Below are 14329 nucleotides of genomic sequence, written 5' to 3'. Positions count from 1 at the left end.
GTGCCGTCAAGAGGGTGTCTAAATCGGTCGTCACAACCCGATGTTGGACACCCTCCCCACGTCTGAGAACCCAGCAATCGGAACTACTCGTCTAGGGCAACCGGGGTCGGGTAAGCCTCGGGCGGCCGGTGGTCTGGCGACGTATCAGCTGGACCGGACGCGGAGCGCGCAGGTCAGCATCGCCGGATCGGGCTCGACCGCGCCGACATCGGCGCCCAGCGCGACAAGCGTGGCGGTGAGCTTGCCGGTTCCGGCGCCCAGGTCGAGTACGCGCGGGCCTGGCGCGTGCCCGACTGCCCAGCGCACCGCGGCCTGCGCATATCCACACCCCGGACGGTCATCACGGCGGCCCCGTGGCCGTGTCCCGCAGTACTTCGGTTGATCTCTCCTGTTCTCGCAAGGTGAGCCGGCGCAGCATTCCGCGGATGCGGTCGCTCGATTCGTCGGCGGCGTCGATGGCCTCTATGCACTGCCAGTACAGCCCCTCCTCGTCGGTGGCGCAGGCCACGGAGACGAGGGCCATCGAGACATCGCCGAGGAGGCCGCCCAGGGAGGTCAACGCCCCTGCTGGAGCGGCCACTTCGGTCAGTTGGGCGGCCCGGATGCCGCCGCGGCGCGTGCCGGGGTGGTCGAGGACGGCGCAGCCCCGGGCGCCGGCTTCGCTGAGGCCGCGGGCTTCGCCCCTCAGTTCCGGCGGGCCGGTGGCGGCGAGGTGGCCGCCGATCGCCTGGGCGAGGGCCTGGGCCTGCCAGGCCTCGGCCACGATGTCGAGCGCTGCCCGGCTCTGGGCCAGGGCGTGTTGGCTGACTTTGACGAGCCGTACCGCATCCATCCGATTTCCCCGTTCGTGCGACGGACCCGAGCTTCGCGTCCACTACCTAGCGTGAGCGCGAGTGGCCCGGAAAGCCAGAGGAAATCGGAAATCTGTGCACAGCAAGCCGATTGTGAGTATCCCGGTCACTCGGATGAGTGACTCTCCGTGTCCGTCGGCGAGTTGTTCGGGGGCTTCGAGTTGTTCGGGGGCTTCGGCGGCTCCGGGACGGGGAAGCGGAGTTCATTGCGGTCGATCTTGGCGGAGAGCGCGGCCAACGCGTCGATGCCGAGCACCTCGCAGAGTTGGAGCAGGTACGCGAGGACGTCGGCGACCTCGTCGGTGACGCGGTCCGCCTTGTCCGGGTCGGCCATCACCCGGTCCGACTGCTCGGGGGTGAGCCACTGGAAGATCTCAAGCAGTTCGGACGCCTCGACGCTGAGCGCGGCGGCGAGGTTCTTCGGGGTGTGGTACGGCTGCCAGTCGCGGGCGGCGGCGAAGGCGGCGAGCCTGCGCTGCAGGGCCGGTACGTCGAGTTGGTTCACGCTTCCAGGTCTACCACCGTCGCCCCGTGGGCCTCCTGGGCACCCGCTCCGTCCCCGACGGCGGCGAGCAGCCGGATGTGGCCACGGGCGCACATCTCCGTTGCCAGCGCGATGAGTTCGCGAGCCTGGCGGGGGTCGAGTCCGCGGTCGAGGCCGTCTGCGAGGACGGTGAGGGTCTGCATGGCCGGGGGTACTTCGGCGACGGTGTCGACGGCGAGGACGCCGGGTCCGGTGAGCAGGACGAGGGCGAGGGCGAGGTAGCGGAGTTCGCCTTCGCCGAGCCGACCGACCGGGGTGCCGTGGCGGGTGCCGCCGCGGGCGAGGACGGCTCGTAACGTGCCGTCGGCGAGTTCTTCGGTGGTGAGGCCGGTGACGGGACCGGCGCAGCCCGCGCGGGCCGCGGTGACGAGGCGTCCGTGGCGGATGCCGCATTCGGTGCGGGTGCGGAAGAGGACTTCGGCGAGGTTGTCGCAGCCGCGCCGCAGCCGGCCGCCGCCGCTCCCCTGGGTGGGGACGACGGGTGCGCGCATGCGCTGGGGCTGGGGGTCGCAGGCGAACACCGAGCGCAGGGCGACGACGACTTGTTCGGCCGCGGCCAGGACGCGCAGTTGTCCTTCTGTCGTGCCGGCGACGCGCAGCGGCAGCAGCGCGGTGCCGAGCCGGTCGTCGGGGAGCGGCGCGCGCGTGACGGGGACCGCGCCCGCGGTGTGCCAGGCCGCTTGGACGGTGGAGCGGCCCGGGTCGCGCAGTGCGGTGCTCAGGAGGGTCTGTCCTTCACTGGTCAAACGTTCGCCGACGACGCGGAGTTCCGGCTCGGCCTGGACGGCGAGATCGAGGCGGACGGGTCCGGCGGGGCCGTCGACGGTGCAGCCGATCCGGAATCCGCGGCGCCCCTGGGCGTCGGCCTCGGCGCGTTCGGGCACGCAGCCCGCGGGGTCGCGGAACACGGCTCCCAGCGATGCGCCCGCGCCGAGTCTGGCCAGGGCTTCGAATGCTTCGAGGACGCTGGTCTTGCCGCTGCCACTCGGTCCGGTGACCAGAGTGAGGGGGCCGAGCGGGATGACCGCGCCGCGGTGTGCCCTGAAGGAGGACAGCCTGAGTTCGGTGACCGTGGGGCGATCGGGGCGGCCGGCTCGGTCACTGTTGGTGGTCGTCGTGGTCATGGCTGGGACCGTACGCAGCCGGAAAACTGACGAACCGTTCCGCCGCGTTGACCTTCCTACTAATGAGGGACGGCACAGCGCTGACGGGACGGTCCTGGGCGGGGCGGTGGAGCGATGGGGGCGGGTCAGGGGTGCGGGACGGCCGCCGCGGCGATGCCTTCCACTTCGGTGCCGGCCGGGGCGAGCAGGAAGACGTTGCGGTCGACGCGGTGCATTCCGCTGCCGAGGCCGAAGACGACGCCGGTGCTGAAGTCGAGGATCCGCTTGGCGACTTCGGGGTCGGCGCCCGTCAGGTCGAGCAGGACGGGGATCTGTGCGATGAGGTATTCGGCGACTTCGCGGGCGTCCGCGAAGATCTGCACCCTGAGGACGACGAAGCGCCGCTGTTCGACGGTCGCGTAGTCGCCCGGGATGGTCTGGTGGTCGACTCTGGACGGCCACTCGTTGCGGCCGCGCAGCGGAACGACCTGGGCGAGCCCCTCCCACTGTTCGTCGGTGACGTCGTACCTGCTCACCGGACCACCTCGCCCACGTGCTGTATCTGCATCCGGCCATGATGACGCCGCTCACCCGTTCAGCCCAACTTCGACACGGCCACAGAGGTGTCGGCTATGACTCATCTCATGGGCGGCGCGCGACTCCCTGCCCTATAGGAGCGCGGAGCGTCATCGTGTCCAGGGCCTGTGCGGCGGATCTGGACGCCGTCGAGGTGGCTCGCCCAGACAGGATCCGCCGGACGGGCTCTAGGCGCAGGACGGGCACAGTCCGCGGTAGGTGACCTCGGCCCGGGACAAGGTGAAGCCGAACCGTTCGTCCGCCGGGAGGTCGGCCAGCGGGTCGCCGGTGGGGTGGACGTCGCGGATGGTGCCGCACTTGGAGCACACCAGGTGCTGGTGGGGGTGGTGGGCGTTGGGGTCGTAGCGCTTGGCGCGGCCGTCGGTGGAGACCTCCATGACCTCGCCGAGCAGGACCAGCTCGCCCAGGGTGTTGTACACGGTCGCCCGGGAGATCTCGGGCAGCCGCTCGGCCGCCTGGACGTGCACCTCGTCGGCGGTCAGATGGACGTGGTCGCCGCCGTCCAGGACCTCCGCGACGACACGCCGCTGGGACGTCATCCGCCAGCCGCGCCCTCGCAGCCGTTCGAGCAGGTCACTCATACCGGTTCACCTGTCCACGCTTCAGGGGGTCGGGTTTGGTGGGAACACGCGCAGTGTGCCAGGGAGCGGCCGCGTTCCGAAGGGATATGGGTTTGGTGTACTTCTTGACTTGGATTTGGTCCATCGTAGGATCGATGCCGCCGATAGCCTAGGGACGGGAAAGCTCCGGCCCCACCCGCAACAGGACTTCAACCCACCCAGGAGACAGAGACGTCATGGGGGATCGTCGCCGCGCAGGTGCGTGCCGCGCCACCGCCGGTGTCCGCCCGGGCGGACACCCGCCCCGTCGCCGCGCCACCTTCCGGGGCGCGTGATCGCGTGGGCCGTATCGTCCTTCCAAGTCGTGTACGCGGCCCACTACTTGCCCACCCCGTCGTGCACGGGTCGTGCCGTGTCTTTGCACCGACGCGGCGGGGGCCCTGACCCGGCCTCCGTCCAGCGGCCCCGGCTCCTCAGACGTCACCAGGCCGGGGCCGTCCTCCCGGGGCCCCGTGCCCCGGCTGTTTCACCGTCCGCAGTTCCTGAGCACCGTGATCCACCGAGTCAAGAAGGATTGCCATGTCCGAGAACCCCGATGCAATCGTCACCGACGCCAAGACGGAGGGCACAGGCGGCTGCCCGGTCGCGCACGAGCGCGCCCCGCACCCGACGCAGGGCGGCGGAAACCGCCAGTGGTGGCCGGAGCGGCTGAACCTGAAGATCCTCGCGAAGAACCCGGCCGTGGCCAACCCGCTCGGCGAGGAGTTCGACTATGCCGAGGCGTTCAACGCCCTCGACCTCCCGGCGGTGAAGCGGGACATCGCGGAGCTGCTCACGACCTCGCAGGACTGGTGGCCGGCCGACTTCGGCAACTACGGCCCGCTGATGATCCGCATGGCGTGGCACAGCGCGGGCACGTACCGCATCAGCGACGGGCGCGGCGGCGCCGGGTCCGGCCAGCAGCGGTTCGCTCCCCTCAACAGCTGGCCGGACAACGCGAGCCTCGACAAGGCCCGCCGTCTGCTGTGGCCGGTGAAGAAGAAGTACGGCAAGAGCCTGTCGTGGGCCGACCTCCTGGTCCTGACCGGCAATGTGGCCCTGGAGACGATGGGCTTCAAGACCTTCGGCTTCGGCGGCGGCCGCGCGGACGTGTGGGAGCCCGACGAGGACGTGTACTGGGGCCCCGAGACCAACTGGCTCGACGACGAGCGCTACACCGGCGACCGCGAGCTGGAGAACCCGCTCGGCGCGGTCCAGATGGGCCTCATCTACGTCAACCCCGAGGGCCCCAACGGCAACCCGGACCCCATCGCCGCGGCGCGCGACATCCGCGAGACGTTCCGCCGGATGGCGATGAACGACGAGGAGACCGTCGCCCTGATCGCGGGCGGCCACACCTTCGGCAAGACGCACGGCGCGGGCCCGGCAGACGCCGTCGGCAACGACCCCGAGGCCGCCCCGATGGAGCAGCAGGGCCTCGGCTGGAAGAGCAGCCACGGCACCGGCGTGGGCCCCGACGCGATCACCAGTGGACTTGAGGGCATCTGGACGAACACCCCGACCACCTGGGACAACAGCTTCTTCGAGATCCTCTTCGGCTACGAGTGGGAGCTGTTCAAGAGCCCTGCGGGCGCGCACCAGTGGCGGCCGAAGGAGGGCGCCGGCGCGGGTACCGTGCCGGACGCCTTCGACGCGTCGAAGAAGCACGCCCCGACGATGCTGACGACCGACCTCTCGCTCCGGTTCGACCCGGCGTACGAGCAGATCTCGCGGCGCTTCCTGGCGGACCCCGAGGCGTTCGCGGACGCGTTCGCCCGCGCCTGGTTCAAGCTGACCCACCGCGACATGGGCCCCGTCGTGCGCTACCTCGGCCCGGAGGTCCCCTCCGAGGAGCTCCTGTGGCAGGACCCGCTGCCTGCGCGTACGTACGAGCTCGTCGACGCGCGGGACATCGCCTCCCTCAAGGAGCAGATCCTCGCCTCGGGCCTCACGGTGTCGCAGCTCGTGTCGACGGCGTGGGCGTCGGCCTCGTCGTTCCGCGGCAGTGACAAGCGCGGCGGCGCCAACGGCGCGCGCATCCGTCTGCAGCCGCAGAGCGGCTGGGAGGTGAACGAGCCCGACGAGCTGGCGACGGTTCTGCGCACCCTCGAAGGTGTCCGTACGTCCTTCAACTCCGCGCAGTCCGGCGGCAAGCAGATCTCGCTCGCCGACCTGATCGTCCTTGCCGGCGCGGCCGGTGTGGAGAAGGCCGCCAAGGACGGCGGCGTCGCCGTCGAGGTCCCGTTCGCGCCGGGCCGCGTGGACGCCTCGCAGGAGCAGACGGACGTGGAGTCGTTCTCCGCGCTTGAGCCGACGGCCGACGGGTTCCGCAACTACCTGGGCAAGGGCAACCGCCTCCCGGCCGAGTACCTGCTGCTCGACAAGGCGAACCTGCTGACGCTGAGCGCCCCGGAGCTGACCGTCCTCGTGGGCGGCCTGCGCGTCCTGGGCGCCAACCACCAGCAGTCCTCGCACGGCGTGTTCACCGACAAGCCGGGCACGCTCAGCAACGACTTCTTCGTCAACCTGCTCGACCTGGGGACGACGTGGAAGGCGACGTCCTCGGACGCGAACACCTTCGAGGGCCGCGACGGCGCCACGGGCCACGTCAAGTGGACCGGCACCCGCGCCGACCTGGTCTTCGGCTCCAACTCCGAGCTGCGCGCGGTCGCGGAGGTGTACGCGAGCGACGACGCGAAGGAGAAGTTCGTGAAGGACTTCGTCGCGGCGTGGAACAAGGTCATGAACCTGGACCGGTTCGACCTCGTCTGAGCCACCTCGCCCGGGCCGGCCGATGCGGGCCGGCCCGGGCGGGTCAGACCTCCCCGGGTCTCAGCCCGTGGCGGCAACGGTGGTCTGATAGGGCGCCGCCGCGTGCTGGGCGGCGTACAGCAGGGCGGGCTTCAGCTTGGGCCAGAAGTAGCTGTCCTGGCAGGAGTAGGGAGGCGTGAATCCGTCGCAGCCGCGGGCGTCGCTGTCGCCGATCTCGATGGTGAAGCTGGCGAGGCCGAGCTTGTCGAAGGTCCAGTCGTCGGTGCCGCCGGACGCGTCGTACAGGAGCTCGCCGGCCTGCCCGGACTTGTAACCCGTGAGCGAGCCCATCTCACTGGCCAGGGCGCGCAGCCTGGAGTCGCTCCCGGTGTGCGCGGTGTGGTCGAACCCCCAGGGCAGCAGCACCATGTTCGCGTCGCCGTGCAGGCTGATCATCATGCCCCGGGCGTCGGCCGGCGCGGGGTCGCCGCTCTCGGTGCCGGTGCGCACGGCCGGGTACAGCTGCCGGAACAGGCCCTGCAGGGCGGTGGTCTCCGGCTCGGAGTCGGCGGCCGGGCCGAGGTACTCCTGGCCGCACGGCTGCCGCGAGGTGCCCAGACCGCCCCAGTGGGTGTCCGCGTTGCGGTTGAGGTCGATGCCGATCTGGCCTCTGCGGCCGCAGGTCGCGCCGTGGGAGTCGTTGGCGTTCTTGCGATGCAGTACGGGGTTGTCGCCGCCGGAGGCGACGATGTCGACACCGTCGGGGTTGGCCATGGGCACGACCCACATCTCGGTGGTGTCCATCAGCTTGGTGATGTCGGCGTCCTTGCCGTACTGAGTCGTCAGCTCGTCGATCCAGCGCAGGGCGACCTCGCCGGTGGTGATCTCGCGGGCGTGGATCTGCCCCATGAGGAAGAAGCGGGGCTTGGCGGAGTTCGGGACGAGAGCGCAGTCCCCCGGCTGCGTCTTGGTGACGCAGATGGCCTTGAGGTCCCGCCCGCTGGCGCTGGCCTGCTTCTTCCGCCAGGACTGACCGTACGTCACGACGGTGGCCAAGTCCGGGTGCTGGGCGGCCACTTGGTCGAGGTGGGCGTAGTTCCCGTCGACGGTGCGGTAACCGCCGTCGTAGGTGTCGCCGGCGGCGGGCCGGGTGGTGTTGGGGGTCGGCCGCGGCTGAGTCCTGACGGCGGTCGGACTGAATCCGATGTGCCGCAGGGAGGCGGCGGTCGTCGGATCGCCCAGGACGAACAGGTCGTTGCCCTCCCGGCGCTCCAGGACGTCGAACCCGGCGGCGATGAGAGTCTGCGCGTCCTGGGTCCGCCGGATCGGTACGCGGTAGGTGACGAGGGTGTCGGCATGCGGGGCGGGGGTGTGGGCCGTGGCCACTGGGGGCGCGGCGGCAGCCAGGACGAGGCCTGCGGCGGCCATGAGCGCGAGCCGTCTGCGGGACATGAGCGGGCCTTCCGTGGGGAGTACGGGGCCGCGGGACCGACGAAGAAGCCCGGGCGGGCCTCGCGGGCGCCACGAGCCGTCGCCTTGTGCCTTGGTACCGCGAGGCTAGTGGCCGGTGACCGCTCGTGCCTGGGCAGCGGGGAAGGCGGGTGATCTTCGGGGCATTCAGGTGAGGGCTTGCCTGGGGGCTCGGCGTGGGGAGGGCTCGGCGAGGGGGACACGGGGGCTCTGCCTGTGCGGACAGACGGGCCGCCGGCATGGCGGCACGCACACGCGTGCAGAGAGATGCGTGGTGGCCTGCACACGCGTTCAGAGAGACATTCAGAGTGATACGTCACCGCCGGCAAGCAGCCCATGCCGCCACGGCATACCGTGCTGCCCATGACGCAAATCGACGGCGACCTCGACAGCCTCGTACGCAAGCGGATCCGTGCGCTGCGGCTGGCGCAGGGCTGGTCGCTTGAGGAGCTGGCCGGGCGGGCCAGGCTCAGTCAGTCCACGCTCAGCCGGATCGAGACCGGGCAGCGGCGGCTCGCCCTGGACAGTCTCGTCACGCTCGCCCGCGCGCTGGACACCACGCTCGACCAGCTCGTCGAGACGGCCGCCGACGATGTCGTGTCCAGCCCGGTGATCGACAACGCCCGCGGCCAGCTGCGCTGGCCCATCAAGGCGGAACCCGGCATGACCGTCATCCGCCAGCGCATGACCGAGCCGCCCCCGGACAACCCCTCACGCATGCGCGCCCACCCCGGCCGCGAATGGCTCGTCGTCCTCTCCGGCACCGCGGTCCTCCTACTGGGCAACCGCCGCTTGCGCATCGAGACCAACCAGGCCGCGGAGTTCCCCACGATGCTGCCGCACGCCATCGGCGCCGAGGGCGGCCCGTGCGAGGTCCTGGGCATCTTCGACCGCGACGCCCGCCGCAGCCACCAGCGCCCCGACACCGGAGCCGACAAGAGCCCGTCCTGAGGGCCCATTCGGCGACCGGCCCTCGGTAGGACTTGCGCGTTCGGCAGCCCATCCGGGCATCGTCTTGCGCATCCCGAAAGGTGTCGTGCCGTACGCGCATGACCGTCCTAGCGTGGGCGGCATGAACCACGTATCCCCGCACGCGGCACACCCCGACGCGCGTCACCACGCTCACCCGCCCCACCACGACGGCGACGCCGACGGCCAGGCGGAGATCCTCGACCTGGACGCGGATGTGCTCGCCGAGCACATCGCGTCCATCGCCGCATCGCTGCCCCTCAGGTCCGGTCCGCGTCACATCGTGGACCTGGGCTGCGGCACCGGAGCCGGCACCTTCGCCCTTCTCGCCCGCTTCCCCGAGGCCGAGGTGACCGCCGTCGACTCATCGGCCGCCCACTTGCGGCGCCTGCGGGAGAAGGCCGAGGCGAGCGGGGCGGCCGACCGGGTGCGTACGGTGCGGGCCGATCTCGACACCGAGTGGCCCGACCTCGGCGCGCCCGAACTCGTATGGGCGTCGGCCTCGATGCACCACATGGCCGACCCCGACCGCACCCTGCGCACGGTCCACGGACTGCTCGCGCCCGGCGGCCTCTTCGCCGTCGTGGAGCTGGCCGGCTTCCCGCGCTTCCTGCCCCCGGACGCTCCGCGGGAGCGGCCCGGCCTTGAGGAGCGCATCCACGCCGCGAGCGACCGCCACCACGCCGAGCACGTGCCGCACCGCGGCGCCGACTGGGGCCCCAAGCTGACCGGCGCCGGGTTCACCGTCGAAGAGGAACGCACGATCACCGTGAACCTCGAAGGCTCCCGGCACGAGGAGATCGGCCGCTACGCCCTGCTCGGCCTCCAGCGCATGCGCGCCACCGTCGTACAGACCCTGCCGGCCGCGGACCTCGCCGCACTCGACCAACTCCTCGACACCGACGGCCCGCACAGCGTCCTGCGCCGCGACGATCTCGTGGTACGCACCGAACGCACCGTCTGGGCAGCCCGCCGAAGCTGAGGCACGTCCGAAAAACCGCGGGCCGAGGACGCGGGATCAACTGCCTTTGCCCGGCAGGGAGTTACGTGCCCTTCTCCCATTTCGGTCGCGGAACCGTCAATTAGCTGCCGATCCGGTGGAGTTCGGTGGGTGTGCGGCACCCCGGGCCCACAAGTAACCGCGAGAGGGCCGTAACAGAGAATTCATCCTCGGCGGTGTGACTGGCATCTCAAGGCCCGCCGCCCGCCGCGATGACCTGCGGGCATGCAGAGGATGCATCAGAGATGCAGGCGGCAGGTTTGCGGGAAGAGTGCCCGCTGTATGTAATTCCCTCGTTTACAGATTGCGTGCGACCAACGGCGCATGCTGGTTTACAGGGGGATGAATAATGTACGAGCTTTATCTGTCGGAAAAGATTGACAAGCTCAGACGCGAAGGCCAGTACCGGTCTTTCGTGGAAATCAACCGTCACGCGAACGCCTACCCGAAAGCGACGCACCGCACGCCCGACGGGCGCGAGCAGCAGGTGACCGTGTGGTGCAGCAACGACTACCTGGGCATGTCGCAGCACCCCAAGGTGGTCGGGGCCATGCACCGGGCGATCGACGAGTACGGGGCCGGCTCGGGCGGTTCACGGAACATCGGCGGAACACACGCCCATTACGCCGCACTTGAGGCCTCGCTCGCCGAGTGGCACGGGAAAGAAGCCGCCCTCGTATTCCCCACGGGATACGGCTCCAACGATGCGACTCTGCAGTGCCTGCTGCGCCTGCTGCCCGATCCCATCGTGCTGTCGGACGAGCTGAACCACGCTTCGATCATCAACGGCATCTGCAGCACCAAGGCGGAGCGTCGGGTATTCCGCCACAACGACGTGGACCACCTGGAAGAGATACTCGCCGGCCAGCCTCTGGACCGCCCCAAGATTGTCGTCTTCGAGTCCGTGTACTCCATGGACGGCGACGTCGCCCCCATCGAGCGGATCGTCAAGGTCGCGCACGAGTACAACGCGCTCACCTTCCTCGACGAAGTACATGCGATCGGAATGTACGGACCCCGTGGCGCGGGGATCGCCGCGGAGCTGAACGTCGATCACTTCGTCGACATCATCCAGGGCACGATGGCCAAGGGCATCGGTGTCATCGGTGGATACATCACCGGCTCGACCACCCTGATCGACACGATTCGCAGCTTCGCCTCCGGCTTCATCTTCACCACCTCGCTGCCGCCCGCGATCGTGGCGGCCTGCCACGCCAGCGTGGAGCACCTGAAGACCTCCACCGCCGAACGGGACGCACTGCAACGCAAGACCGCTCAACTGCGCACGGCCCTGGAGGAGGTCGGCATCGAGGTGATGCCGCAGAGCACGACGCACGTCCTGCCGGTTCTGATCGGGAACTCCGAGCTGTGCAAGCAGTCGGCCGCACGGCTCCTCGAAGTGCACGGCGTCTACCTCCAGCCGATCAACTCGCCCACGGTGCCGGTCGGTACCGAGCGGTTCCGCGTCAACGTCACGCCGAACCACTCCGACGACGACATCGCCCACCTGGTCGGCGCCCTGGACGAGGTCTTCACCCACTTCGGGCTTCACGGGAGGACGGCATGACGACAGCGGCCACCCCTGTGGTCCGCCAGGCCGAGCCGGCGGACATCGACGAACTCATCCGCCTGCGCGCCTACTTGCTGGACGGCGAGGACAGCGAGGGCGGCGAAGACGACAACGGCACGGCGGCACTCCCCTACACCGCGTCGACCCCCGAGGCCCGCGCGGCCTGGCGGACCGGCTACCGGGCCTGGCTGGCCGAGGCGCTGCCCCACGACGACGACGTGTGCGTCGCGGTGGCTCCCGGCCCCGGCCGGCTGAGTGCCTGCGCGATCGCCGTCATCGACCAGCGACCCCCTTCGCCCGCCTACCCCAGCGGCCGGGTGGTGTGGATGCAGTCCCTCATCACCGATCCGCGTGACCGGGGCCAGGGCCTCGGCACCACGGTGATCGACCACCTCTTCGACTGGGCGCTGACCCGTGGTGCGGACGTCGCCGTGATGCAGAGCGCCAGCGGGGCCGTGGACTTCCACCGCCGGGCCGGCTGGCTGCCCACCGGCGAGGGCCTCTACCACCAACCGGTCACCACGAAGCGGAAGGGATGATCCCCATGAACACCGTGAAAGTACTGATCGCCGGCATGGGCTACGCCGGTACGCGCTTCCTGACCGCGCTGCGCAGCCTCTCCGGCCCGAAGGAACTCGGTCTCGACATCGAGATCGCGTACCACGCCCGGCACCGCACCATCGAAGATGTCCCGTACTTCGCCACGGTCGAGGGAGCCCTCGCCGCGTTCTCGCCCGATCTCGTCATCGTCGCGGTCACGGACTCGGCGCACGCCGACATCCTGACGCGCCTGAGGGGCTACCGGGGTTTCGTCCTGGCAGAGAAGCCCCTCACCTCCGTGCATGACGACCTGGACGCCGTGACCTCGGCCCTCAGTGACGTCTCCGGGTTCGCCATGGACCTGGTAGGGCGGTACTCGGAAGCGAGCATGGCCCTCCAGGAGTACGTGCACCGCCACCGGCTGAACCTGGTGCGGGCCCACGCCACTTGGGGCAAGAACCGCATCAACGACCACCGGCCCACGGTCGGGGTCACAAGCGAAGTGATCCATTCCCTGGACCTGGTCCAGCGGCTCGCCCTCGACGGCTCGCGGCTGCGGCTCCGCAATGCCGTCGGCATCTGCTCCGACTACTCCGTCTCCGGACCCGACGTCCTGGACAGCGTGGCCCTGACGGCTCAGCTGGGCGACGCCGTGGTGAGCGTGTACAGCAGCTTCGTCAACGTCACCCGGCAGCGCACGATCGACTGCACCTTCCGGGACCCCGAGGGCGGCCTGGTCTACGCCGCCGCGGAGTACTCCAACCCCACATGGGACGCGGACCAGTTGCGCATCTGGCGGGACGCCGGCGGCCGGGAGGAAACCCTCTGCGAGGTGGACACCCGCCACGATCCCGTTCCCGAAGGGTTCGACACCATCGTCGGGCTGCGCCGCATCGTCGCGGACGCCGTACGTTTCGCCCACGACCGGCAGCGGCCCGTCGTGCCGTTCGCCGGCATCGAGGAGTCCGTACGGCTGCAGCGCCTGCTCAACGAGATTGAAAAGACAGCCGAGTTGACGGGACCGGTCGGCTACTTCCCCGACGGCCGGCAGATCAGCACCGAAACGGACTTGGAGCGCCTCGGATGAGCGCCACACAGACAACAGCCCCTCCCCGGGCACAGGACAGCCGCGGCAGGTTCATTCCGCTGCTCGCGCTGGGCACGTTCGCGCTGGGCGTGGACGCCTACGTGATGGCAGGACTGCTGCCCCATGTTTCGGAGGACCTGAGCATCTCGGCGTCGTCGGCCGGGCAGATGGTCACCGTCTTCACGCTCTGCTACGCGCTGGGCGGGCCGGTGTTCGCCACCCTCCTCGCCAAGCGGTCGGCGAAGGTGGTGCTCGGCGTGGCGCTGGTCGTCTTCACGATCGGCAACGCGCTGACCGCCCTCGCGCCCACGCTGCCGGTCCTCCTGATCGCCCGCGCGGTGGCGGGTATAGGTGCGGGTGTGTACTCGCCGATAGCCGCCGCCACGGCAGCGGGCCTCACCACTCCGGAACGGCGCGGCCGCGCTCTGGCCACCGTCATGGGCGGCTTGAGCATCGGCACCGTCATCGGCGTCCCGGTCGGCATGCTCCTCGCCTCGCACATCGGGTGGCGCGGCACGCTGTGGCTGATCACCGCGCTGGGCGTGGTCGCACTGATCGGCATCGTGCGGCTGCCGAAGATCGAGGTGAGCCCTCCGCCGCCGCTGGGCCGACGGGTGCGCGCCCTCGCCAGCGGCCGGGTCGCCGGCATCGTCTCCGTCTCGCTGCTCGGCGGCATCGCGAGCCTCGGCCTGTACACCTACCTCGCCGAGTTCCTGCTCGACGCCGCGCACACCCACCAGACGGTCTGGGCCATGTGGGCCTGGGGCGCGGGCGGCATCATCGGCAGCCTCCTCATCGGCCGCATCGTGGACCGGACCAAGCGCCCGTTCGCCGCGGTCACCTGGATCCTGGCCCTCATCGTGGCCAGCCAGTTCGTGCTGCCCGCCGCCGCTCATGCCGCCGCGGCCCTGGCGGTCGTCCCGCTCGTGATCTGGGGCGCGGCCGGCTGGGCCGTCCAGGTGCCCCAGCAGCACCAGCTCATCGCGGCCCAGCCCGAACAGGCCACGGTCGCCGTCTCGCTGAACAGTTCCGCCGTCTATCTCGGCAGCGGCATCGGGTCCGCGCTCGGCGGCCTCGTACTGGGCCTCGGCGCCGCCCCGGGCGCACTGCCGTACTACACGGGCGCCCTCACCGTGGTCGCCCTGATCCTCCACCTGACCGTGGTACGGGGTGCGACCCGGCGCGCCGAGAACGCCGTCGCAACACCCTGACCTGGGGAAATGGCCAGGGTTGGCTAGCATTGCGCCC

Annotated in this window: 14 protein-coding genes; 7 read left to right on the top strand and 7 right to left on the bottom strand. The window is 70.3% G+C overall.

Annotated features, from left to right (window positions below):
• Positions 1-144: 144 nt before the first annotated feature.
• The 6 genes from ACWC2B_RS26225 to ACWC2B_RS26200 form a co-directional block, all read right to left on the bottom strand.
• Positions 145-306: a class I SAM-dependent methyltransferase gene (locus tag ACWC2B_RS26225; protein WP_450720635.1), complete on the bottom strand. Its 162-nt coding sequence runs from the start codon at positions 304-306 to the stop codon at positions 145-147.
• A gap of 34 nt (positions 307-340) precedes the next feature.
• The gene (locus ACWC2B_RS26220; protein ID WP_450720633.1) at positions 341-832 is read right to left on the bottom strand and encodes a DUF6099 family protein; all 492 of its coding nucleotides are present in this window, start codon (positions 830-832) and stop codon (positions 341-343) included.
• A 125-nt stretch (positions 833-957) separates the two neighbouring features.
• Positions 958-1356, bottom strand: a complete 399-nt coding sequence (locus ACWC2B_RS26215; protein ID WP_450720631.1) for a nucleotide pyrophosphohydrolase — start codon at positions 1354-1356, stop codon at positions 958-960.
• On the bottom strand, positions 1353-2519 hold the full coding sequence (locus tag ACWC2B_RS26210; protein ID WP_450720629.1) for an AAA family ATPase: 1167 nt from the start codon (positions 2517-2519) through the stop codon (positions 1353-1355). The genes ACWC2B_RS26215 and ACWC2B_RS26210 overlap by 4 nt, the downstream gene beginning before the upstream one ends.
• Before the next feature lie 125 nt (positions 2520-2644).
• Positions 2645-3034 (bottom strand): cell division protein SepF, encoded by a 390-nt coding sequence (locus ACWC2B_RS26205; protein WP_053730371.1) that lies wholly within the window; start codon positions 3032-3034, stop codon positions 2645-2647.
• A 228-nt stretch (positions 3035-3262) separates the two neighbouring features.
• Positions 3263-3676, bottom strand: coding sequence for a Fur family transcriptional regulator (locus ACWC2B_RS26200; RefSeq protein ID WP_450720626.1), 414 nt, complete (start codon positions 3674-3676; stop codon positions 3263-3265).
• A 558-nt stretch (positions 3677-4234) separates the two neighbouring features.
• On the opposite strand from ACWC2B_RS26200, the gene katG reads away from it, so the two are divergent.
• Entirely contained in the window at positions 4235-6466 is a 2232-nt protein-coding gene (gene katG / locus ACWC2B_RS26195; protein ID WP_450720624.1) for a catalase/peroxidase HPI, read from the top strand.
• A gap of 60 nt (positions 6467-6526) precedes the next feature.
• Here the strand turns inward: katG and ACWC2B_RS26190 are convergent, their stop codons facing one another.
• Positions 6527-7897: a M14 family zinc carboxypeptidase gene (locus ACWC2B_RS26190; RefSeq protein WP_450720622.1), complete on the bottom strand. Its 1371-nt coding sequence runs from the start codon at positions 7895-7897 to the stop codon at positions 6527-6529.
• Positions 7898-8278: 381 nt separating this feature from the next.
• Between ACWC2B_RS26190 and ACWC2B_RS26185 the strand changes: the two genes are divergently transcribed.
• The 6 genes from ACWC2B_RS26185 (at position 8279) to ACWC2B_RS26160 (ending at position 14292) form a co-directional block, all read left to right on the top strand.
• Positions 8279-8866 carry a helix-turn-helix domain-containing protein gene (locus ACWC2B_RS26185; protein ID WP_450720620.1) on the top strand — a complete coding sequence of 196 codons (588 nt, stop codon included), beginning with the start codon at positions 8279-8281 and terminating at the stop codon, positions 8864-8866.
• A gap of 121 nt (positions 8867-8987) precedes the next feature.
• Complete coding sequence (locus ACWC2B_RS26180; protein ID WP_450720618.1) at positions 8988-9866, top strand: class I SAM-dependent methyltransferase; 879 nt, start codon at positions 8988-8990, stop codon at positions 9864-9866.
• A 367-nt stretch (positions 9867-10233) separates the two neighbouring features.
• Positions 10234-11451, top strand: a complete 1218-nt coding sequence (hemA, locus tag ACWC2B_RS26175; protein ID WP_450720616.1) for a 5-aminolevulinate synthase — start codon at positions 10234-10236, stop codon at positions 11449-11451.
• Complete coding sequence (locus tag ACWC2B_RS26170; protein WP_450720614.1) at positions 11448-11993, top strand: N-acetyltransferase family protein; 546 nt, start codon at positions 11448-11450, stop codon at positions 11991-11993. Before hemA ends, ACWC2B_RS26170 begins: the two co-directional genes overlap by 4 nt.
• Before the next feature lie 5 nt (positions 11994-11998).
• Positions 11999-13081 (top strand): Gfo/Idh/MocA family oxidoreductase, encoded by a 1083-nt coding sequence (locus ACWC2B_RS26165; protein ID WP_450720612.1) that lies wholly within the window; start codon positions 11999-12001, stop codon positions 13079-13081.
• Complete coding sequence (locus tag ACWC2B_RS26160) at positions 13078-14292, top strand: MFS transporter (protein ID WP_450720610.1); 1215 nt, start codon at positions 13078-13080, stop codon at positions 14290-14292. Before ACWC2B_RS26165 ends, ACWC2B_RS26160 begins: the two co-directional genes overlap by 4 nt.
• Positions 14293-14329 lie beyond the last annotated feature (37 nt).

Source organism: Streptomyces sp. NPDC001415 (assembly GCF_053597395.1).
Note: the sequence above shows the minus strand (reverse complement) of the source record. Positions and strands in the feature narration are given on the sequence as shown.